The organism is Paenibacillus ottowii (genome assembly GCF_050516475.1).
Classification (GTDB): Bacteria; Bacillota; Bacilli; order Paenibacillales; family Paenibacillaceae; genus Paenibacillus; species Paenibacillus ottowii.
Genome location: NZ_CP191577.1, coordinates 4,006,258 through 4,029,382 on the forward strand (window position 1 = coordinate 4,006,258; position 23,125 = coordinate 4,029,382).

The following is a 23,125-nucleotide window of genomic DNA, read 5'->3' on the forward strand; positions in this document are numbered from 1 at the left end:
AACGAGTAGATACCGACCCTGTATTACTTCGGGGGGCTACAATTACGCTTGTGCTGGAACGCAACTGATTTTGATCAGGTTCGTGGAACCGGAATCACCAAGAGGTACGCCTGCTGTGATTACAACCAAATCGCCCTCTTTAACGAGGCCAGATTTGCGACCGCCTTCCAGCGCATTGTCAAACAGACTGTCTGTTGTATCAACGATTGGTCTGCCTTGCACTGCATGTACGCCCCAGCTCAAAGCCAAACGGCGAACTGTTCTTTCCTGTGTTGTCACAGCGATAATCGGAGCTTCCGGACGATATTTAGAAATCATACGCGCCGTTGTACCGCTTTGAGTGGACGTCAGGATTGCTTTGGCATGCAAATCAAGTGCCGAAATAGAAACGGATTGGCTGATTGCTTCTGTAATACTAATCTCTTGAGCCGTTCTTTGTTTTTTGAACAAATCGCGGTAGTTCAGAGAAGATTCAGCTTTCTCTGCAATACGGGACATCGTCAATACAGATTCTACCGGGTATTTACCCGCAGCGGTTTCGCCGGACAGCATAATTGCATCTGTGCCGTCGAAAATAGCATTGGCTACGTCACTTGCTTCCGCACGAGTCGGACGCGGGTTACGTTGCATGGAATCCAGCATTTGTGTAGCCGTAATAACAGGCTTGCCAGCTACATTACATTTGTTAATCATCAATTTTTGCGCCAGAGGCACTTCTTCAGCAGGAATTTCCACACCGAGGTCACCACGGGCAACCATCAGGCCATCGGAAGCCTCCAAAATCTCATCCAGGTTGTCAACACCTTGCTGATTTTCAATTTTGGAAATGATTTGAATGTGACTTGCATTGTGCTTCGCCAACAATTCACGGATTTCCAGTACATCACTTGCTTTACGAACAAAAGAAGCTGCGATGAAATCAATATCCTGCTCAATACCAAAAATGATATCATTCGCATCTTTCTCCGTAATACCAGGCAATGAGATAGCAACGCCTGGAACGTTAACGCCCTTCTTACTTTTGATCGTTCCGCCATTGACAATGCGGCATTTGATTTCAGTGCCTGATACTTCAATAACGGTGAGTCCGATCAGACCATCGTCGATCAGAATGGTGGAGCCGGGCTCCACGTCCGAGGGAAGATCCTTGTACGTAATGGAGATACGATCTTTCGTACCGAGAATTTCTTCCGTTGTCAGCGTAATGAACTCGTCCTGAACAAGCTCGATAGGTTCAACTTCGAGCTTTCCTGTCCGGATTTCCGGCCCCTTCGTATCGAGCAAAATAGCAACATTTTTGTTAAGCTCCTTACAAGCTTGACGGATGTTTTTAATCCGGTTGCCATGCTCCTCGAAATCACCGTGAGAGAAATTCAGGCGGGCTACGTTCATACCAGCCATAATCAGTTTCTTCACATTTTCCAATGATTCACTGGAAGGACCGATGGTACATACAATCTTAGTTTTGCGCATTTGGGTTTTTCCTCCGTTTTCAAAGGTGCTACTCTTTATATCTTTTTCCAACAATTAAATCTACTACACTTTTTCCTATTTGTATAGGAAGTTCGTCATATTTATTGTTACCCGTTTCCAGCGTATTACAACATAGGCTCAGATTCCGAGGGCTTTAAAAAGGTGTATTGGCCTATTTTCCGGAATTTTTGATATCTGTCTTCTCTCAATTCATCGCAGCTCATATTCGCCAGGTCTGCCAAATGACGTTCCAGTAACTCCTTGATTGCGGCAGCGGTCACTTCATAGTTACGATGTGCGCCCCCTTTCGGCTCTGGCACAATATCCTCGATAATCTCCATGCGCAGGAGATCATTAGCGGTGATCTTCATCGCTTCAGCCGCCTGATCCGCCTTGGAAGCATCTTTCCATAGAATTGAGGCTGCGCCGTTTGGAGAAATGGCCGAATAAATGGCATGTTCCAGCATCAGCACACGGTTACCCACTGCAAACGCAAGCGCACCGCCGCTTCCACCCTCGCCGATGACCACACAAATAACAGGCACCGAAAGCTTTGCCATTTCCCGCAAATTGCGGGCAATCGCTTCCGATTGACCTCTCTCCTCTGCTGTATTACCCGGATAAGCGCCCTTCGTATCAATAAATGTAATAATAGGACGCTTAAATTTTTCAGCCTGCTGCATCAGACGCAAGCCTTTACGGAATCCTTCCGGATGTGCACTACCAAAAAAACGAGCAATATTATCTTTCGTATCCTTACCACGCTGCTGGCCAATGACGGTCACCGGAATACCATTTAGCTTGGCAATCCCGCCTACAACCGCCAGGTCGTCTCCGAACAAGCGGTCGCCATGCAATTCAATAAAGTCTGTAAACACCTGCTCGATCAAATCAAGGGACGTTGGCCTTTGATGATGGCGGGCCAGATGCATCTTTTGCGATGCTGTAATGTTCGTGTATATTTCTTCTTCCATCTGGAGATAACGTTCTTCCAGGCGGTTAATTTCATCTGTAAAATCAATTTGCTTATCCTGTCCGAATTGCTTGAGTTCTTCGATCTTCTGTCGCATCTCGACCAGGGGCTTTTCATAAGGCAATTCGCCAGCCATTTATTCCTCCCCTTTCACACTGTGCAGATCTAGCAATTGCCCAAGGGTATCACGCAGCTCCTTGCGGTGTACAACCATATCCAATTGTCCGTGCTGCAAATTAAATTCGGAAGTTTGGAAATCATCCGGCAGCTTCTGTCTGATGGTCTGCTCAATTACAATACGCCCTGCAAAACCAAACACAGCACCTGGCTCTGCAATAATAATATCTCCAAGCATAGCAAAGCTGGCGGAGACTCCACCTGTAGTCGGATCAGTGATCACAGAAATATAAAGTAATCCCTGCTCGTCCAAACGAGCGAGAGCAGCACTTGTTTTGGCCATCTGCATCAGGCTCAGAATACTCTCCTGCATACGTGCTCCACCGGATGTAGAGAAGATAATAAGCGGCAAGCGCTTCTCAATCGCCTGCTCGATGGCGCGAGTAATTTTCTCTCCTACGACCGAGCCCATGCTGCCTGTAAAAAAGTCAAAGCTCATCACCGCTACGACAACAGGAATCCCATGAATAAGGCCGTCGCCCGTAACGACAGCCTCGCGCAGGCCAGATTTCAGGGTCTGTTGCTCTAACTTACTTGCATATCCCGGAAAATCCAGCGGATCCACCGAAATCATATCGGCATCATATTCCGTAAACGTGTCTTCGTCGAGCACCATGCGAATGCGATCCATCGCATTCAAACGCATATGGTATCCGCACACCGGACACACTTTCAAATTTTTCTCCAACTCTTTGCTGTATTGAATGCTTCCGCACTTGCCACATTTGGTCATAAGACCTTCGGGAATTTCCCGTTTGGGACGATCCGGCATGTCCGCTTGATCGCCGCTCAGCGCCCGTTCCGAAGGGATGGTCGCGTATTTACGCTTCTTTTGGAATAAATCTTTAAACACAACTACACCTCTCCAGCCGTTTATTTGTCAGCCGTAACCGATACAAGGTCCTCTGCCGTCGATGCGGCACCTCTAAGCATTATGTTCATACACACGTCAACGCCTGTTTGTACAACATTACCGCCGATCGTGCATCCTTTGTTCCATTCATGCTGCTGTATCACTTCCGCCGTTCCGGACTCAAGGGCGCAAAATCGAATTAAGCACTTCCTGTATTTCTTCGACTTCACCCGAAGGCACAAGTATCTCAAACTGTTGCTTGGATGCACTGATGGCCCGGGTCTGCACCATAAAACCTTCTTCAGACAGTTTGAGCTTAATCATGTCAGCCAGTCTGGCCGTCGGTGCAATATATATCACCGTCCACATGCCTTGTTTCTACCCCCTAAGCCTCAAGTTTTTGAGCCCATATAATAGACTCATGATAACATACCTTACTTTTTTCCCGCAACAAAAGCCCTCCTGATCATTCAAGTTCCGTCGGAGGGCCTAGACAATCTTCAACTCTGTCCACAGGTCAATTAAGCATCCAATGACGCAGGATAATGCTTGGCATGAAGGCTCCGATGAGCAATACGCGAAGAAGCAGCGGCAGCCAGTCCAGCGACAAGATCATCTAAAAACACATGAATGCCACTGCCTTTTTGGTTCAACTTTTCTATGATCCCAATCTTTTCCTTGTCCAGATAACCAAAACTGGTTAAGCCGATCATGCCGTACACACTCGTAATGCCAAGTGCCATCGTCTCGTCCACTCCATACAGCGGTTCGTCTGCCTCCATAATGGCTTGTAGGGGCTGGGGGAGAAGTTTCTTTTCGGCCAGTTCATCAAGCGCAATACCTGTGAGCAGCGTATATTGAACCTCACGCTTTTGCAAAACCGCTTTGACACTATCTACACATTCTTCCATAGTCAAACGAGGATAATATTTTAACTGAAGCTGATAAACAATGTCCGCAATGGACTCGATACGGATGCCTCTGCGATTTAACAAGGCTTCTGCATATTCATAGGACATCATATCCCCCCGCTTTCACCGTACAGTTCTATTCTTCCACCGTGCGGGACCTTATGGTGCAGGGTACATGTTGAGTCCCCTGTTCCGCCAGTTTTCCAAGTGTATGCGAAAGGGGAGGGAAATGTTCATAAAACCGTTACAACAAGGGCCAATCGCTGTGGCCCGATCATTTGACTTTCACCGTGCCTACACCCAGCATCGACTCCATTTGGTCAAACAGCTGAGGTGAGGGCTTAATGCTGTAGGCATCACTCAACGCCAGCAGTCGCTGGCTGCTCTCGTAAAAGAGCACGGTTGGCACAGCACCGGGGTGCTCCTGCAGCAGCGCCTTGAGGCTGACCAGCAAGCTGGCGTCCTCCTCGGCCTGGCGGGTGATTTTGACAAACACCCGCTGACGGGCGGGCGATTCCAAGCCGCGCGTGGACGGCATCTGCTGACCGCGGGCCGCTTCATCTCCGCGTTGAGAAGCAGCGGGCACGGGGCGAGCCGCCTTCTGCTGCGGCGACACTGATGTAGCGGCTGCCGAAGCCGAGGGGGACACGCGCGGTGCTCTGCCGCCCGGACTGCCAGCAGCGGGCACGGACGCTCCAGTGGCTGCGGATGAACGCGCACTGGCACGCCGGCGCTGGAGAAGCCGTGCCAGCGTATCTTCCGCTAGCGGAGCTGCCTCATCTGCCAGCAGCTTGAAGTGCTCGTCCTGCTGCTGCATCTTGGCACGAAGTGCAAGCAAAGCGCCCTTTTCAATCCACTGCTGGCTTCGCTTCCAAACCTCAGGGAACAGCACAACCTCACAGCGCTCAATCTGATCCTCCAGTTCAATGAAGGCCATGGCCTTTCCCTGCTTGGTCGTAATCGTCTTGAGCGAGACCACCATGCCTGCAGTCACAATAACCGTTTCATCTGGGACATCGCTCAGCTCCATCAGACGATCTGCTTGGCTGCTCTCCAGCAACGACTCAAAAGCATCTAACGGATGCCCGGATAAATAAAGTCCCAGTAATTCACGTTCCATCTCTAATTGCTGGTTGGCACTAAATGGAGGTACATTCGGATATTCGATGTCCCAATTGGGCATTTCTACAAACCCAAACATATCAATTTGCAAATCGTCACGTTCCTTACGCCATTTGGCAGCTGCATCTACCGTCTCATCCAACATAGCAAGCAGCTGTGCCCGATGACCTGTCAATGAATCGAATGCCCCTGCCTGAATAAGCGATTCAATTACTCTCTTATTGCATACTCTCAAATCGACGCGTCGACAAAAATCGAGCAGACTGTCAAAAGGGCGCTCTTTGCGAACAGTAAGAATGCTTTCCATTGCCTGTGTGCCGACATTTTTTATTGCAGCTAGTCCAAAGCGGATATCCCCCTGCTGTAATGGGGTAAACAGCACTCCACTCTCATTCACATCAGGCGGCAACACTGCAATATCCATGCGACGGCATTCGACAACATATTCAGCCACTTTTCGGTGACTTCCCATTACGGCCGTCAACATGGAAGCCATGAATTGTACCGGATAGTGAGCCTTAAGATAAGCTGTCTGGAATGCTAGTACACCATAAGCGGCGGCATGGGCACGCGGAAAACCGTAGTCGGCAAAACGGACGATCATATCGTAAACCCTTCCAGCTTCCTCCTCCGTGTAGCCCTGCTTGATGCTGCCATCGACAAAATGGCCACGCTCCCGATCCAGTACCTCACGCTTTTTCTTGGACACCGCGCGACGCAGCAAGTCGGCTTCTCCCAGGGAAAAGCCAGCCATACGCGAAGCAATCTGCATGATTTGCTCCTGGTACACAATAATACCGTAGGTGTCCTTTAAGATCGGTTCAAGATTAGGATGCGGATAAGAAATCTCAATCTGTCCGTGCTTCGCCTGTATAAAGTTAGGAATAAAGCCCATCGGACCCGGACGATACAAAGCCACGACAGAAATGATATCTTCGAAAACATTTGGCTTCAAATCCTTGAGCACCCGGCGTATACCAGCCGACTCCAGCTGAAACACACCTCCTGTATCCCCTTTACCCAGCAATTCATAGGTATGCGGGTCATTATCGGGAACACGGTCAAAATCAGGTGTTTCTCCATGCTGTTCCGCAATCCAGCGCATACACCGTTCTATAATGGAGAGTGTACGCAGTCCAAGAAAATCCATTTTCAGCAACCCAATGCGCTCCAGATTTTCCATCGAGTATTGCGTCAGAGGAACCCCTTCACTCCCCTCTTGCAGCGGAACCGCATCAGTCAATGGAGTCCGCGAAATGACAACACCCGCCGCATGTGTCGAGGCATGACGTGGCATTCCTTCTACTTTGATCGCCATATCCAGTAATTCACGTGTCTTGGGCTTCGTGTCATACAGCGCCTTCAACTCGGGGGTGATCTCCAACGCATGCCGGATATTAATGCCAAGCTGTGCTGGAATCAACTTGGCCGCTTTGTCCACCTCTCCATACGGTACATTCAATGCTCGGCCCACATCCCGGACTGCGGCTCTAGCCGCTAATGTACCAAAGGTAATAATTTGCGCTACATGCTCATTTCCGTACTTCTGTACTACATAGTCGATAACCTCATCGCGGCGTTCATCACTAAAATCAATATCTATATCTGGCATACTGATCCGTTCAGGGTTGAGGAACCGTTCAAACAGGAGATTGTATTTCATCGGATCAACATTCGTGATATTAAGCACATAGGCAACCAAACTCCCTGCTGAGGACCCCCGCCCCGGTCCTGTTGCAATCTTATGCTTATGAGCAAAAGCAATAAAATCCCATACAATCAGGAAGTAATCGCTGAAGCCCATGCTGTCAATCGTATTCAATTCGTAGCTCAGCCGCTGGTCCAGTCTTTCCCGCTCCTCCTGCTGCTCCCATGCAGGATCGCTTCCGTAGCGACGTTCCAGCCCTTGCACGCACAGACTGCGCAAATAAGACGAAGATGTCATGCCTTCGGGCAGAGGGCGATATTCAGGCAAAATAGATTGACCGAATTCCAGCTCCAGCTCGCATTTCTCAGCAATACGCACCGTATTGGCGATGGCTTCTGCTACATGTGGAAATAAACGAGCCATTTCCTCCTGACTTTTCAGATACAACTGGCGTGTTGGTATCCGCAAGCGCTCCTCATCGTCAACGGTCTTTCCTGTCCCGATACAGATCAGAACGTCTTGGACGTCAGCATCCGGCTCGGTTAAGTAATGTACGTCATTCGTCGCCACTAGCGGAATGTCCAGTTCCTTCGCCAATGCGATCAATTGAGGATTTACGCGTTTTTGCTCCGACAGACCATGATCCTGAAGCTCCAGATAAAAATCATCGCCAAAAATGTTACGGTATCGTTCCGCTGCACGTCGTGCCTCGGCTTCCCGTCCGTGCAGCAAATGCTGCGGTACTTCACCGCCCAAGCATGCGCTCAGGCATATGATGCCTTCATGATGGGCAGCCAAAGCGTCCATGTCGATGCGCGGCTTATAGTGAAAGCCCTCCAAATGACCAATGGAGCACAGCTTCATCAGATTTTGATAGCCTGTTTTATTTTTGGCGAGCAAAATTAAATGATATATGGGCTGATCCTTCCGGCTGCCACGCTCCTTGCGCGACCCTGCCGTCATATAAGCCTCACACCCGATAATCGGCTTAATGCCGTTCTCTACACATGCTCTATAAAAAGGAATGGCACCGTACATGACCCCATGATCTGTAAGGGCCAGCGCCTTCATTCCGTAAGCTGATGCCTGTTTGACCAATTCCGCGGTACGAGCCGCGCCGTCCAGCAGGCTGTACTCGCTGTGAACATGCAAATGCACAAATGAACTCATGCGCTTCTCTTCCCTTCACCGCTTGATTTTCTTCAAACTATTTTATCATATCCGCGTTAGTAGCGCCCATAGAATAAAAGTACAGACCCGGGCGGACAAGCGCGGTCCTGATTCGTATACTTAAGGAGGAAAAGAGCATGAGCACTTTTATATCCAAAGCGATTCTCGACTTCTTCATTGCCTTCGGCATCGTGCTCGGAGGAGCCATGCTCGGCGGAATGGGAGCTGTCGTATCGCTTCAGCCACCTACCCAGACGATGCTGGAGGTTGCCAGCAGGATTAAAATATGGGCGCTTGCCGCCGCTGTAGGGGGAACGATGGACCCGATCCGGGTCATTGAGAGCAATATGTTGGATGGTAATTTGTCACCTGCCATCAAGCAGATATTGTATTTGATTTTCGCTTTTTTAGGCGCTCATATGGGTGCAGAGCTGGTCAAGTGGGTATGCGGCAATGGACGGCCGTGAGGTGAAACGACTATGAGAGTTCCCCCCTTTGAGCGCCTGCGCCCTTTTATGCAATTATCCTCCGTTTTTGTACTCGGTATGGTTACGGGAGGAATGATCTATAATGCGATCTGGCATGCCAGCTTTAACCAGCTGTGGACGAACAACCAGGACCTTCAATTTAAGCTTCAACAAGCCGAAGAGGACAACAAAACATTGCGTAAATACAGCAAGCGTCAAACGGTTGTCAAAGAGATTAAACTGATCGCGGAGGAAGCTTCGGCTGAAAAAATTGATGCGATTAACCTGAAAGAGCTTCTTCGCCGCGTTAGTCGTGATCTGGAGGTGCTGCGGGGCAGAGATATGTTCGAGATTGACTCTGACAGCAAGCTGGTACGCATGCTGCTGAACCAAAAAAAATACACCGTTCGTGACAAGGAGTATACAATCCAGGTCAAAACGATGCTTGTCATGGAAGGCGTGCTGCAAATTTGGCTTGAGGCCAAAGAAAGACTGCCTCAAAGCCACTAAGTCGATCTTACTTAGCTTCACTTCCTGCTTCAACCAGAGGTAGATTAACCGTGTTCAATAGATTGAAGCGTCATCACAGCTTTGCACACCAAATGATTTTCCCGAGAAATCGCAATTTCCAGCTTGCAGGTTCGGCGACTCATCTCAAGCAGCAATGGACGAAGAACGACAGCATCCTCAATCTGTACCGGCCGAATAAAATAAGTCGTCAAATTATCCAGCACATAATCCTTGCCGCTCATATCTCTAGCTGCCCGGTAACCCGCTTGTGTCATCACGTTGACCAGTACGCCTTCCGAGATCGTCCCTAAATTAGTAGCCATCTGTGGAATGATAAAACCGCGAAAGAATAATGATCCGTCCTCATTGCGCTCCTCAGCAAATCCGTTCCAGATCAACTGGTCGAATGTTTCGCCCAGTTGCGGTTGCTTTTGCGCGTTACGCAGTGCTTCCAGTACCTCACGCCGTGTAACAGATCCAAGCAGCTTACGGTTGCGGTCCACGACCGGCAAGTAATCTACACCTTCCCACGCCATCATTTGAGCGGCAGAAGCCAGCGAGGTCTGGTAAGTGACCGTGATTGGGTTACGGATCATACATTTATCCATCGTATGTTCAGGTTGAAGCCCTTCCACGTCTTTACGGCTGACGATCCCTATCAAACGATTCCATTCATCCACTATGGCAAAATGATGATGTCCTGTAGTCGCCGATAGCTCCTCAAATTCGGTAAGCGTGCTGTTGATTTTCAAGGTCAGCGTCTTCGGTTTGCTTGCCGCAATGTCTTCAACCAACATAATCTTCTTTTTGATCAGGCGATCAAATATCGCTCTATTAATCATAGAAGCCACCGTAAAAGTATCATGGCGCGAAGAAATAATCGGCAGACTAATCTGGTCTGCAAGCTGCTTAACCTCCCGACTTGTACCGAACCCCCCGGTAATCAGTACACCTGCCCCCTGCTCCAGTGCAAGCGAATGTGCATCCTCCCGGTTACCTACGATCAGCAAACTGCCTGCGTCAATATAACGCGCCATCGCTTCTTCACGCATCGCCCCGATCACATACTTGTGCAACGGTTTCTCCAGTCCCTCGCTTCCGCCCAGCACATGTCCCTCTACAATATTCACTACATCCGCAAAGGTCAGTTGCTCAGACAAGCCGCGTGGACGCTTCTCCACGCGTACTGTTCCGATCCGTTCCTTGGTTATGACAATTCCCAAATTTTCTGCTTCCTTCACAGCCCGATAGGCCGTGCCTTCGCTCACGCTCATTTCTTTAGCCAACCTGCGTACAGAAATTTTGGAGCCTATTTTCAACTGCTCGATATGACGCAATAGCTGCTCATGCTTCGTAACTGTTTCATCTAGCCCGTCCAACTCTGTTACACCCCCAACGTTCAATCTGTATCATTCTGTATCTATTATACCACAAAATCCCTTTGTTTTAGACCCTCGTCATTAAGATATCTTTTGCTTGGAAATAGCAAAAAAGCGACCCCTCTTGTTACAAGGGGCCGCTTCATAACTAGGTTGATTTGAAATTTAAGAAGCATAAGCTTCAGGCTAACTGGAAAAATATCTTACAGCGTATTGCCTTTGTCAGCTTTATTATCCCATTTCATCTGCCACTGCTGCATTTTGGCCCGTCGCACACGCTCCAGCGTTTTGCGCTTTTCCTCATCCACACCCAGCAAAAAATGCAGGTTCGCTCCGATGACTAGCAATGCAAAAAGTACCCAGACCACCCCAAAGCCGTTGACCCAGTTCAATCCACCTGCCAGCGAGATGCGCGGTAACGCGACCAATACCATAGCTAATGCAATCAGTGTGTACAAACCGTGTTTCCATTTCTTAAAAGAACCCAATCGTATCCCTTCCTCTCCCTGTGACTCTATGTATCTAGTCTATGAGAGGACAGGAAGGAATATGAGACAAACTTACAGAGATGAACCGTACAAATGTTGAAGACTGTCTGCAATAATCTTATTCACGTCCTCAATAATCACACTCAGGCGGCGTTCAGCGTCGAACAGACGACGGATGTTAAGGTTCAAGCTAAGTACCTCGAACATCTTTTCCATCTTTTCCATTTCTTCCTGTGCCGGCATATCGCCGCTCATCATTCGCTGTTGTACTTCCATTTGGCGTTCACGGAAATCGTCGAGCATTTTCTTGGCTTCCGGATCCGTTTCAATCAGCTTCATTGCTGACGTAATTTCCTCCACCTCTTCGCTTTCCTTCAATGCTTTCGCTAAATCATGGGCTTTGTCATAGATATTCATGATTGTTCATTCCTCCATTACAAGTTTTGTGTCAACATTTCACATTGTCCGTCAATCACCAAGGTATATATGTCCTCATATGATGAATCAGTGCTATTACAGCCCATTCACGTTTCCCGTTACTTTCAAGACATCAAGTTGCTGCCCGGAAGGAGATCCACGATGTCCATCAAAAAAACAACGATTCAAATCATCGGATCGGGCATCTTGCAGGATGACGTACTCATGGTCGGCGAGTCCCTGCTTCGCAAATGGAAGATATCCGCAGGCCACCCCGTTCAGCTCGCCTTCGGTTCGTTCCGCCAAGAGGTTACCGTCATATCGGTACCCCGATACAGCGGTCTACGCGTGGGAAGCGTGCTGGCCCGAAAAATGGGGCTTCATGCCAACCATGCCAGTTGTGATCTGCGAGTAACCTACAGCCGAGGCCGCCGGACACTTCGCGTGGGCCCACTTATTAGCGTGCTGGTTAGTCGGGACTATCCCGAACAGCCCGACAAGCCTTTCGGGTCGATCACCCTGTTCTGCCGTGAACTAGTCGGGGAATGCCGCAGACAAGGAGCATATGTGTATTTCTTTACCCCGGAGCATATCGGAAGTCAGCCCGGGCGAGTTCAGGGATGGGTATATGACGGAGACTGGAAAAAGACGGTCATGCCTGCTGGCGATGTCGTCAATAACCGGCTTACCTCCCGTAAACTCGAGAACAAAACTAGCGTACAGCATTTCATGAAAGAAGTAAAATCGCAGTACGGCACGACCATTTTTAATGAAAAGTTTTTGGATAAAAACGAAGTGTTTGATGCGCTCAAATCTAATTCTTCCCTGCGCAAGTATTTACCCGAGTCTCACTTGCTGCAAACCCTTGCTGTTTTCAAAAAAATGTGCAACCAGTATCCCTCTGTTTTTATCAAACCCGTGCGTGGGAGCCTTGGTAAAGGCATTATGCGCATTAACAAGCAAACCGATGGTACCTTTACGGTGCTATCCACGACAGCGGGCACTCCCCGTAAGCAAACGTACGCCAACGTCGATAAATTGTACAAAAGCTTGGCGGGGAAAATGAAATCAACACGTTTTCAGCTGCAACAGGGTCTTACCTTGATTGATCACGGTAAGCGTCCGGTCGATTTTCGCGCGCTTGTACAAAAAAATGCGTCTGGAAACTGGACCGTAACCTCCATTGTCGCTCGGATCGCCGGAGGCAGCCACTTTGTATCCAATCTGGCAAGAGGTGGTACGCTCAGTACAGTCAAAGAAGCACTAGCCAAAACCACGCTGCCCGCAGCTGTTAAATCGAGTGGTCTTACCTCTCTCAAAACAGCAGCACTGGAGATCGCAAGCGGAGTAGAAAAAGCGATTCCCGCCCATTTCGCGGAATTTGGTATTGATTTGGCGATTGATAGCACGGGGCGTATCTGGTTGCTGGAGGTCAATTCCAAACCATCCAAAAATGACAATACGCCATTGAACGATCAGAAAACCCGCCCGTCCGTAAAAAAAATGATTGAATATTGCCGTTATTCAGCCGGATTCAAATGAAGTTATCTTTTCCAGAGTCCGACTGCCAAAGGAGCTGTTGTCGGTGTCTCTTGTTATGCCAGGCATGCTCGGCGTGCTTGTTAGCCGAAAGCAGGACGCTATTCCCCCTATTACAGAAGCTGATTACTGCCGCAGGCTAAGTTTGTTGGGCAGACGCTCTGGTATTAGCGTAATGGCGTTTACCGCCGAAGGAGTTTCACCTGAAGATCAATCGATACAGGGTTATGTTTATCGTGCTGGAGGATGGACATTCGGCCGCTTTGCCTTGCCGGATATTGTTTATAACCGCTGTCTCCATGTACATGAGAGCCTGAATGTCAAGCGCACACTGGAAGACATGGCGGAGCGAAAATCACACAAGCTCATCTACTGGTCGCGTAACTTGCCTGGCAAATGGCAGGTGTATCGTGCTCTGCATACGGTAGATAAAGTGCGGCCCTTTGTACCGCCTACGGCCCCATATCGGGATACGACCCAGCTTGTGGAGTGGCTGGAACGCCATTCGGAGCTATTTATGAAACCACAGTCTGGAACACATGGCAAGGGCACGCTGTATCTCCGGCTGACGGAAGGAGGCCAAGGACTGTACGTACAAGGCAGGAACTCTCAAAACCGCCTGTTCCGCCGCTTGTTTTCTGAATTGAATGCAGGTTTGTCATGGATCGACGGTATTGCACACAAACGCGCTTATATCGTGCAGCCTTATTTAAAATTAACAAGCCAAAGCAATCATCCCTTTGATGTTCGTGCACTCATGCAAAAGGACGGCAACGGTTGTTGGCGCCTGACGGGCTTTGCCGTGAGAGAAGGCAGAAAAGGAACTCTGACTTCCAATCTGCACGGTGGGGGGGAAGCCCACCCGGCAGAGCCATACCTTCGTGAACAATTTGGCGTGGACAGCACCCGTCGCATCATCGAGCAGATGATGGAGTTGTCCTTGACCATTACCGGAGCGTTGGAGAGACGCTATGGCCGCCTTGGCGAGTTGGGAATCGATTATGGTATTGATCGGAGCGGGAATATCTGGCTGTTGGAGGTTAATTCCCGTCCTGGTCGGGCCTCCTTTTTTCAGACTCGTCAGCCAAAGTCCGCTTTTCGATCGGTCAACCGCCCGCTCGAATATGCTCGATATTTAATGACCCATTCCAAAGCGACAGGGCCAAAGGGCGCGGGCGCCTCCCTTGAACATACGGTATAGGAGGATAAACAGATGAGTTTAACGCATTGCAATGTGCATTTCTCACAGCAGCCCGACAAGGTGGCGTATATATCCACTGCCTTGTTGAAAAGCCTTAAGTTATCCGGAGCCAAGTCCATTCGTCTGCGGCTTGGCAAGGATCAGATTCCCGCAACCGTAAAACCCATTCAGAAAGCGGGACGCCATCTATACTTGACCTCCGGCTTACGCAATGCTATCCGTGTTCCCAAAAGCGGGGCTATCTATTTGCGGAATCAGGATGGAGATGTGCAGCTTGGACCATTGATTGGAGTACTATCTGATGCTACTAACTCTACCACCCGTCCTTTCGGATCACGCACAGGTTTTATTAAGCAACTGCTGAAGGAAGGCAGCAAAAAATCTTATATTTTTGCCTTTACTCCAAGGGATATCAACTGGCAAACAGATACGATTAACGGTTATTTTTTGTCATCCAGCGGGGAGTTTACACGTAAACTCGTACCTCTGCCGGACGTGATCTACAATCGTTTGCCAAGCCGTCGCTCTGATTTTTCCCCAGCGATCAATCAACTACGCGAACGCTTTTCGCGCAAGCGAATTCCTTTCTTTAACTGGAGCTTTTTCAATAAATCCGATATCTATCATCTGCTGGAAAATAATCCAGAGGTTAACCGCTATGTCCCTGAATCCTATATGAATCCCAGCTCTGAACGTATCCGAGGTATGCTGGAGCGGCATCAATTTGCTTATTACAAGCCAAGCAGCGGCAGTCTCGGTAAAGGAATCTATCGTCTATCGTATGTACCAAAACAAGGATATTTTGTAAGGTACCGGAAGAAAAATAGCAATGTATTGCTGCGATTCACCTCTTTTAATTCCATGCTGCGGATGCTCCACTCCAATAAGGGGCAGACACTAAAAGGTTACGTCATTCAGCAGGGCATTCAGCTGATCGAAATTGATAATTGCCCAATTGACTTCCGGTTCCATATGCACAAAGACGGCAATAACCAATGGGTCGTCGTTGGCATTGGAGCCAAAAAAGCCGGACGTGGTAGTGTCACAACCCATATCAAAAACGGCGGTTCCCTTATGACACCCGAGCAAGCGCTCGGTCGTGTATTCGGTGACCGGGCGGGTGAAGTGCTTCAACGTGCCAAGAATGTAGCAGTTACGCTAGCAGAAGCAATAGAATACCATCATCAGCATCTACTGGGTGAAATCGGATTTGACCTGGGCATCGATCAGGATGAAAAGGTGTGGATGTTTGAAGCCAATTCTAAGCCAGGTCGATCCATTTTTCAGCATCCTTCGTTGCGTGCGGAAGGTAAAGCATCCGTGGAGCATATTTTGGACCACTGTCTTTACCTCAGTAAATTCCGCAGAAAAGAGGAAATATGAATACCCAGGTGGAGCAAAAACCAGTCGTTGCCGTATTGACAGTGCACGACGAGGTACAACTTTTCAAGGGGAATCAGCGAAACTTCAGGGATATTCTGGAAACCGGAACACGCATGGGGTATCAGGTGTACATTGTTACTGTCAGGGACTTGAAGCTGACCGATGAAACGGTGAAGGGCTACATCTATAACAAAAACTCACAGACGTGGGAGGAACAAAATTTTCCGACCCCACAGGTCATTTACAATCGTATCCCCAATCGTAGCTATGAGCTTAAAACCTCTGTGCGCGCAAAGTTGGATGAAATTTCGCACGCCCCAGGCGTTGAACTGTACAATCCAGGCTTTTTTAACAAGTGGGAACTGTTCAAATGGCTCCGTACCTCGGAATCCACGCGTCAACTTGTTCCGATCACCAAGCGGTTAAGTGATCTGTCTTCCTTAGGAAAAATGCTGTCTGCGTATCCATACCTGTATCTTAAGCCAGAAAACGGAAAAGCAGGGAAGGGAATTATGATCCTCCGATTCAACCCAGAGCACCTGATGGCATACAGGTTGACCATCCAACATGATAAAAAAAGCATCACCTACCGATCTGTATCGTTGTCTCGGCTATGGGGACGTATTCGCCGAGAGGCAGGCAAATCGCCCTATATCATTCAGCAGGGGATTGATCTGGCTACCTATCAGAAAAAGCCGTTCGATTTGCGCATTCTGGTGCAAAAAAATGCCCGTGGCGCATGGAGCATTACCGGAGTCGGTGCAAGATTAGCGGGTAAGGGAAGTATTACAACACATGTTCCGCGTGGGGGAAGTGTAGAGGACCCGTTCAAGCTTCTATCCTCACTCTTTGGACCTGAGGAAAGCACAGATTTGCTGAATAAGGTTAAAAGTACCGCCATTCAGATTGCACGTCAAATTGAACGCGCATCCGGTCTTTCTCACGGTGAAATGTCCATGGATCTGGGTGTGGATACACTCGGAACCCTCTGGTTTTTTGAAGCCAATGCCAAACCGATGAAATTCGACGAGCCGGATATCCGCCAAAAATCACTTAGGCGTATTTTTCAGTACAGCTCCTTTTTGGCCGAACGAATGAATTAATACCAAGGAAGTGGAATCATGCCGCAAATTAGCAATGTTCAACATTTGCCTACCCGCAGTTGGGTACTGAGACGACGACAGTTGCTGTTTCTGGCTCGCAGTTCAGGCGGCATGCGCATTACTCGCAATGCTCTGCGGCAGTTGGCTGTTTTAACGCCAGAGCAATTGAACGCTCCTGGCTCCTCTCTCCTGTGCGCATATGTGCGCACGGAGAAGGGGCTGCGGATTGCGGGATTTTCCCTCGCTCTCAACTATGGGAAGGATGCTTGCATCGTGATTGTTCGTCCGCTTTACCGGGGCCGCAGACTGGGCGCTAGACTGCTGTCCGCCCAGCTCCAACAGCTGCGCCGTCTGACGTGCAGCGTAGCCACCGACAATATGGCCAGTCTCAAAACCTGTTTCCGTGCTGGACTTATTGCACATGAAATGACGACTGGACCGACTGGGAAGCCCACGCTGATATTTTGTGGGGAATTATCCGAAGATGAGCAGACGGCAGAGGAAGGTGGAATGCTGTGCCAAAACCTGTCCTAGGCATCATGACTTTGTATTTGAACAGTAAGAAGCAACTGGAGGAACGCGATATATATGAACGCATGATTGCGGAAGGGAAAAGGCTGGGACTGGATGTGTATGTATTCACTCCTGCGGATGTCCATAAGGATCGCAGACTGCTCCTTGCCCAAATTTATGATCCGCACAGTGGTAAATGGACACGTAAATGGCGACAATTTCCCGATATGATTTTTGACCGTTGCCGAGTGCAGCGCAGTGAGCGGTATCGCCAGTTAAAGAAATTTCGCTTGCAGTATACAGACCTTGTGTATCTAAACCGACCGCTGAGCAACAAATGGGCCATTCACCAGCAGCTTGCGAGAAAGGCTGCCTTTCGCCCCCATCTGCCTGCAACAGAGCTGTTCGACGGATTTCATAGTGTGAAGCGAATGCTCAAACAGAATTCACTAGTATACCTCAAGCCAATTAATGGTACGGGTGGCCGCGGCATTTTACGCATTGAACCTGTTAACAAGCAGAGCGGCCTGTATCTGATTGAGGGGCGCAATCGCAAGCGTCATATTATTCCCCAGCAGCGGGTACGTCTGGATCGTCTGGAGCCGCGTCTGAGCAGCTGGAACATGGATAACTACATTGTTCAGGAAGGCATCCCTGTGCAGTTGCCGAACGGTAGGGTCCATGATTACCGTATGCTGGTACAGAAAAATAGCCAAGGCGTATGGGAGCTAACGGGATGTGCCGGGCGGATCGGAGCACATCGGAGTGTCACTTCCAACCTGCATGGTGGAGGCAAGGCCGTACCGATGAAGGAATTACTAACGCAATGGATTCGGGATGAAGACCAGAGAGAGAACATCATTAAGCAAGGGGAAAAGCTCGGACTGAACATCGCTGCATATCTGGAAGAAAGCTATGGGGCATTATGTGAGCTTGCGCTCGATTTGGCAATCAATAAGGACGGTCATATCTACGTGCTCGAGGTCAACCCGAAGCCGGCCCGCGAAGTATTTTCACGCATTGGCGAAAAAGAAACCTACCGTCGCGCCATCACCAGGCCCATGGAGTACGCCTTGTGGGTCTACCATACTCAGATTAATCCCAAGCCGCAGGCAGAACAAAAAACAGAAGATCAAACAGAGGATAAGACTGAGAGTAAAACAAAGGAAGGCTCCGCGTAAGTGGTGCCTTCCTTTGTTTTGTCATCCGCCCGACATTGTCTGCATATATTCATTTATATGGTACGTCAAAGCTATTTATAACCCTTATCTGTGTTTTCACAGTTACTCGGCGTTTTTATAAAGTGTAAGCAGCTGCGTAAAGTCCGTAATAATCGCATCGGACCCTTCCAACTCATCATTCACACCAAATCCAGCATAAGCGCAACCGATCACCGTCTGCCCGTTCTTTTTGCCAGCCTCCACGTCTGAGGAACGATCTCCTACCATCCATACATTCGAAATATCGTGCTTGCTTAATAGAATTTCTAGCAAATTCACCTTGGAAAGCGTACTGTATTCCCCAGCGCTGTACAGGCCTTCAAAAATAGGAACCATTTCATACGCAGCAGCGATCCCCTTTACATAATCCTCCAGCCCGTTACTAGCTACGAATAAACGGACACCTTGCTCATGAAGTGCCTGGAGTGTTTCTTTTACATGTGGATACAGGGCATGACTTCCATTCTTCAACCCCTCCAGCTCCAGCTGAAGCAACAACTCGTCCGCTCTTCTATGAGCTGCTTCACTGGCTTCCGGCATTACCCTTCTCCAGATTTCATCCAGCAGCATACCCAAACTATTCAAAATAAGCTCCTCGGGAGGAGTCTCTCCTTCATAAAGTCCTTCGGCGCGCAGCGTATCAAACAGCTTGTGGTACGCAGGAAGCAGCAGCGTCTCCGTCTGAAAAAGTGTTCCGTCCATATCAAATACCATAGCCTCAGGTTTCTTCAACACAGGTGCATTGTTCATGTAGTTATCAGTCATTCCTTTCCTATGTAAGTTTACACTCCGACCCCTCTCATGATAAGCAATAAGAGAGGCCCGTGTAAACCTCATTGCGCATACCATTAACTCTTATATTTTTTTAGAACAGTCCTAAAACAATGTAAGCCACCCCACATATCTGTGTGCAGAGCTCCCCGTGGAAGCTGGAGATCTACACCACTCCAATACGAAAATCCCGCCTTTTCTATCCATTGTTCCATCGCCGAAAGATCCACTGTAGGGTAATCAAACGTCAACAGCAGCATTCCGTCATCCCTTAAAGTTCGGTGAAATTCACACAAGGCTGCCAAAGATTCATCAGGCGTTAAGTGCTCCAACACGGAAATACATACAATTTTGTCAAAACTGGCATTCTCATAGGGCAGGGCGGTCAGATTGGCATGTGCGGTGTGGAGCCGAACCGGTAAAATCTCCTGAATGCGCTCGGCGGCCTCCTCTCCAATATCGCGCCGCACCTCAGCCAAGATGGCATCTACAGAAACGATTCGTATATCCAGATCGCAGGCATAGACCTGAGCGCAACGGCGGGCCAGCTCAAATTTAAAGGGATGAGGGATTCCACATGCCGCGTCCAATACTGTATCTTGCCCGGACATAAATTGGAGACACCATTCATACTCATAGGGACGACTCCACCAGCTTTGAGGGAGTCTGTAAATCATGTTGGACGAGTTGGGATCAGAATATACAAAAAAGCGAGATAGATACGGGTCAGCCATATCCATAAATGTAGCCTCCTTCGGGGATATTTAGATTACCCTTGCTACACAGCATAATTCATGACCCCGTTTCTCGCCCTGAAGCTTAGCCAACAATCCCATTTGCTCTGTAAAAGTAAGCTCACCGTACAAAGGGTGTGCTTGCAGCAAAGCATCCAGATCAGAGGGCAGCTGGCGGGTGAACAAAGACACTGGACGCAGGCCGGACTTTTCCAGCAAGAGCGTCAGCGTATGATCCGAATAATGATACAAATGATCTTCCTCCGTATATAAAGGCGAATTAACACCATAAGCCTCATTGGTAAACGAGTTTTTATTGGGCACCGTAATATATAATGTTCCGTCAGGTTGAAGCTGTTCGCGCAAATCTGTTAAAAATGCGACCGGGTCCGCGATATGCTCCAGCACATGCCAGCACGCTATGGCTTCGTATGGGTGCTCCAGCGATAAGTCCAGTTCTTCCTCTAAACTTTCGGCCCCAATCCCTTCCTGATCTTCGTGATCTCGGTGAATTTCCACGGATTGTTGTGTTTGGGCATCTAATTGTGTTTCACCGTTCCAATAGCCGGGTAATAGCTCTACCTCATAATTGCATTTGGCATAGGCACGCGATTCACTGGAAGGCTCAATGCCCACTGCATTCCAGCCAGCTTGGAGGGCAGCATGGATAAATTCTCCGGTGCCTGAGCCAATCTCAAGCAGCTTCCCTTTTGCGGGACTGAACATATCGAGCAACATGAGTCCAAAAAGGGCATGATCCCCATAGGTGGACGCCGCTGCTCTATCCCGCATAGCAACCCAATTGGCATTATAAATCTCTGCTATCATTTCCTCAGTCTGAATATGATCCACATCCTTACGAAAAACCAATCCACAGGAGCCGCAGCCCATCAAGGTAAAGCGTTGATAATCATGAAATACTATCGTGTCAGATGAGCCACACAGTTTGCATTTTACACTCTGCTCTGCCCCCTTCACCTTCTCCTTGCTATAAGATGTGTCCTTGGTTTCACTTTTAATTTGTAGGTCAGGTTTGTCAATGACCTGCACACTCGCCACCTTGGCGACATCCGATGCGTTTACCTGCTCGACAGGTTCATATTCTGATGCAGGTTCTTTTTCTGCATTTTTGTTGCTGTCCTGGTCCACCCAGAGCGTGAGCCGTGGGTTCGGGTCCAAAATGGATTCATACTGCTCTTTCCATCCATAACGAGCACTTGGGTCAAGCAGCTGGTACCGCTCAAATTTGGCCATACGAATAGCAGGGGTATACCATCCCCAATGTTGAATACGATAGTTGCTGATCTCAGTGGGAAGATCAAGTACATTTTCGGGTAATCTCCCACAATGCAAGGACTGCTCCTTCCATTTATACGGGAACCCTTCTTTATATCGAATTAAAAAAGGACGGTAATATCGATGGGCCTGCCAATAATCATCATCACGATAATGCGTGGAAGACCACATATCAAACAACCTGAAACAAATCGTATCCGCTTTCGTTCCCGCTAACAAAGAATGTACCCCTTGGGCAAAACGGGATTCGAACATTTCGTCAGCATCCATGCTTAATATCCATTCGGGAGAGGAAGCCAATGTCTCTCTCCACTGCTGCTTTCGCAGTTCGACTTCATTGGTAAAAGAGGGTGTTTCATTGCGGATCAGACGCAGTGGGATTCCTTGCAAGATCTCCCGGCACAACTCTGCGCTATTGTCATGACTACCATCATCAATAATGACTGCTTCATCAATGTATTCCCGGTGACTCAGCAGCACGTCTGTAAGCTTGCGATTTGCCTCATTGTATACCGTCATGGTCAGCGTCAATTTAGGGTTAGAGACAGGCGGTGTATAAAGCTCGCTTTGTCGTGGACCCGTGAACGTGGGTGGTACTACAAACGAATCCGCCGTGTATTTTGCAAAGATAGCAGTTTCACGGAGATGATCGGGTATAACTGGAGGGTCAAGGAACTCAGGGGCTCTTGAATCTGCTGGATGATTGAAGACTGAAGCGTTTGGAGAAGTATTGGAATGTTCCGTATGTGTTAAATGCTCTGAATGGTTCGATGTAAAATACTTTAGGGCGGATAATAACTGTTCTGCCTTCATTCGATCGGCTTCCCGATATAGATGCATTGCCGGATAGTGTGTGTCCACAAAAAGTGGAAATCCAAATGCAGCCGCCCGAATACAAAAATGTCGATCTTCTCCCCAATAAGAAACGTTTTTGATTTTGCCAAAATGAATTCCTGCTTCCAACGCCCGTCTGCGGATTAAGGTACACGCGCCTAGCCCACCCACCTCATACAAACCCGGAACGTGCAACTGGTGTATAAAATGCAACTCACGTTGCGCTCGCTCCTCTGCCGACAATACCTCGCCATCTTCGCGGTGGAACAAATTATATTCATCACTGACCCACACTTGAGGCAATAGCGGTCCTTCCGGTTGCCAACGTGTCCAGAAAATCTCTGATACGATATCCTTCTCCGTCTCCACCAGCCTGCGCAAGGTACGAGAATGAAGAACCAGGTCTGAATCGACCAGAAACAACGCGTCATAATTGTGCTGAAGCGCATATTCAATAAGACGATTTTTAAAGCCAGCCACTTTCCAGACGAGAGCAGGCGGCCAGTAATGTGTGTGCTCATCACTACGGTGCTCTACTTGCTGTGAGCCTGTTAGCAAGGGCAGAACCCGACCCGGAAGCCGATTGGCAAAGTCAACTAGCCACTGGCTTGAAATCGGATTGTCATTATCATCGACAAACAAATAATCTGGCAGCACCTCAGGTGCCTCCAGGCGCTCCAAGGCTTGAAGAAACAAAGATAAAATTTCCGGCTTCTGGTGCACAGGGCTGCCGATTAGTATACGCATGTGTCAACGCCTCCATCAGGCGGAAGCCTCATAACCGTTCCCCCTCCATGTCCTAACGCATACCCTAAGTTCGACCAAGCGATATGGGAGTGAGCCTGGTATAAATGGACTTACGCCCGAAAATATCAATGAAAACGACATGAATACCAAATACAATCTTCCCATTCAACCATAAATCCTGTCGCACGTCCTACCT

20 protein-coding genes are annotated in these 23,125 nt (G+C 48.7%); 8 read left to right on the forward strand and 12 right to left on the reverse strand.

What is annotated here, in order from left to right:
* Positions 1–42: 42 nt before the first annotated feature.
* The 6 genes from pyk to ACQQ6X_RS18670 all read right to left on the reverse strand — a co-directional run bounded on the left by pyk (position 43) and on the right by ACQQ6X_RS18670 (position 8,327).
* The gene (pyk, locus tag ACQQ6X_RS18645) at positions 43–1,473 is read right to left on the reverse strand and encodes a pyruvate kinase (RefSeq protein WP_305166524.1); all 1,431 of its coding nucleotides are present in this window, start codon (positions 1,471–1,473) and stop codon (positions 43–45) included.
* Positions 1,474–1,598: 125 nt separating this feature from the next.
* Positions 1,599–2,582 carry an acetyl-CoA carboxylase carboxyltransferase subunit alpha gene (locus tag ACQQ6X_RS18650; protein ID WP_063213119.1) on the reverse strand — a complete coding sequence of 328 codons (984 nt, stop codon included), beginning with the start codon at positions 2,580–2,582 and terminating at the stop codon, positions 1,599–1,601.
* Positions 2,583–3,476: an acetyl-CoA carboxylase, carboxyltransferase subunit beta gene (gene accD / locus ACQQ6X_RS18655; protein WP_063213120.1), complete on the reverse strand. Its 894-nt coding sequence runs from the start codon at positions 3,474–3,476 to the stop codon at positions 2,583–2,585.
* Positions 3,477–3,656: 180 nt separating this feature from the next.
* A complete protein-coding gene (locus tag ACQQ6X_RS18660; RefSeq protein WP_007429680.1) occupies positions 3,657–3,845 on the reverse strand; it encodes a hypothetical protein in 189 nt (62 codons plus the stop codon).
* 152 nt (positions 3,846–3,997) lie between these two features.
* Entirely contained in the window at positions 3,998–4,495 is a 498-nt protein-coding gene (locus ACQQ6X_RS18665) for a phosphatidylglycerophosphatase A family protein (protein ID WP_063213121.1), read from the reverse strand.
* 166 nt (positions 4,496–4,661) lie between these two features.
* Complete coding sequence (locus tag ACQQ6X_RS18670) at positions 4,662–8,327, reverse strand: DNA polymerase III subunit alpha (RefSeq protein WP_305166525.1); 3,666 nt, start codon at positions 8,325–8,327, stop codon at positions 4,662–4,664.
* A gap of 137 nt (positions 8,328–8,464) precedes the next feature.
* Between ACQQ6X_RS18670 and ACQQ6X_RS18675 the strand changes: the two genes are divergently transcribed.
* Positions 8,465–8,794 carry a YtrH family sporulation protein gene (locus ACQQ6X_RS18675; protein ID WP_305166526.1) on the forward strand — a complete coding sequence of 110 codons (330 nt, stop codon included), beginning with the start codon at positions 8,465–8,467 and terminating at the stop codon, positions 8,792–8,794.
* A gap of 12 nt (positions 8,795–8,806) precedes the next feature.
* Entirely contained in the window at positions 8,807–9,304 is a 498-nt protein-coding gene (locus ACQQ6X_RS18680; protein WP_305166527.1) for a hypothetical protein, read from the forward strand.
* A gap of 44 nt (positions 9,305–9,348) precedes the next feature.
* Here ACQQ6X_RS18680 and ACQQ6X_RS18685 read toward each other — a convergent pair whose 3' ends face one another.
* The 3 genes from ACQQ6X_RS18685 to ACQQ6X_RS18695 all read right to left on the reverse strand — a co-directional run bounded on the left by ACQQ6X_RS18685 (position 9,349) and on the right by ACQQ6X_RS18695 (position 11,588).
* Positions 9,349–10,683, reverse strand: a complete 1,335-nt coding sequence (locus ACQQ6X_RS18685) for a DRTGG domain-containing protein (RefSeq protein WP_149036027.1) — start codon at positions 10,681–10,683, stop codon at positions 9,349–9,351.
* A gap of 203 nt (positions 10,684–10,886) precedes the next feature.
* Entirely contained in the window at positions 10,887–11,171 is a 285-nt protein-coding gene (locus ACQQ6X_RS18690; RefSeq protein WP_064796231.1) for a hypothetical protein, read from the reverse strand.
* 72 nt (positions 11,172–11,243) lie between these two features.
* The gene (locus ACQQ6X_RS18695) at positions 11,244–11,588 is read right to left on the reverse strand and encodes a YlbF family regulator (protein ID WP_305166528.1); all 345 of its coding nucleotides are present in this window, start codon (positions 11,586–11,588) and stop codon (positions 11,244–11,246) included.
* Between the two features lie 162 nt (positions 11,589–11,750).
* On the opposite strand from ACQQ6X_RS18695, the gene ACQQ6X_RS18700 reads away from it, so the two are divergent.
* Genes ACQQ6X_RS18700 through ACQQ6X_RS18725 form a run of 6 tightly spaced genes read left to right on the forward strand, consistent with a single transcriptional unit; the run spans position 11,751 to position 18,508 of the window.
* Positions 11,751–13,130 (forward strand): YheC/YheD family protein, encoded by a 1,380-nt coding sequence (locus ACQQ6X_RS18700; protein ID WP_305166529.1) that lies wholly within the window; start codon positions 11,751–11,753, stop codon positions 13,128–13,130.
* A 43-nt stretch (positions 13,131–13,173) separates the two neighbouring features.
* Positions 13,174–14,328: a YheC/YheD family protein gene (locus tag ACQQ6X_RS18705; RefSeq protein WP_305166530.1), complete on the forward strand. Its 1,155-nt coding sequence runs from the start codon at positions 13,174–13,176 to the stop codon at positions 14,326–14,328.
* Positions 14,329–14,340: 12 nt separating this feature from the next.
* Positions 14,341–15,711, forward strand: a complete 1,371-nt coding sequence (locus tag ACQQ6X_RS18710) for a YheC/YheD family protein (protein WP_305166531.1) — start codon at positions 14,341–14,343, stop codon at positions 15,709–15,711.
* The gene (locus ACQQ6X_RS18715) at positions 15,708–16,814 is read left to right on the forward strand and encodes a YheC/YheD family protein (protein WP_305166532.1); all 1,107 of its coding nucleotides are present in this window, start codon (positions 15,708–15,710) and stop codon (positions 16,812–16,814) included. The genes ACQQ6X_RS18710 and ACQQ6X_RS18715 overlap by 4 nt, the downstream gene beginning before the upstream one ends.
* 18 nt (positions 16,815–16,832) lie before the next feature.
* Positions 16,833–17,348 (forward strand): GNAT family N-acetyltransferase, encoded by a 516-nt coding sequence (locus tag ACQQ6X_RS18720; RefSeq protein WP_063213132.1) that lies wholly within the window; start codon positions 16,833–16,835, stop codon positions 17,346–17,348.
* Positions 17,330–18,508 carry a YheC/YheD family protein gene (locus ACQQ6X_RS18725; RefSeq protein ID WP_305166533.1) on the forward strand — a complete coding sequence of 393 codons (1,179 nt, stop codon included), beginning with the start codon at positions 17,330–17,332 and terminating at the stop codon, positions 18,506–18,508. The genes ACQQ6X_RS18720 and ACQQ6X_RS18725 overlap by 19 nt, the downstream gene beginning before the upstream one ends.
* Positions 18,509–18,610: 102 nt before the next feature.
* Here the strand turns inward: ACQQ6X_RS18725 and ACQQ6X_RS18730 are convergent, their stop codons facing one another.
* From ACQQ6X_RS18730 to ACQQ6X_RS18740, 3 genes are all read right to left on the reverse strand, one after another.
* Positions 18,611–19,312, reverse strand: a complete 702-nt coding sequence (locus tag ACQQ6X_RS18730) for an HAD family hydrolase (protein ID WP_016819605.1) — start codon at positions 19,310–19,312, stop codon at positions 18,611–18,613.
* An 83-nt stretch (positions 19,313–19,395) separates the two neighbouring features.
* Positions 19,396–20,058, reverse strand: a complete 663-nt coding sequence (locus ACQQ6X_RS18735) for a class I SAM-dependent methyltransferase (RefSeq protein WP_305166534.1) — start codon at positions 20,056–20,058, stop codon at positions 19,396–19,398.
* A gap of 24 nt (positions 20,059–20,082) precedes the next feature.
* Entirely contained in the window at positions 20,083–22,929 is a 2,847-nt protein-coding gene (locus ACQQ6X_RS18740) for a methyltransferase domain-containing protein (RefSeq protein WP_305166535.1), read from the reverse strand.
* Positions 22,930–23,125: the final 196 nt, after the last annotated feature.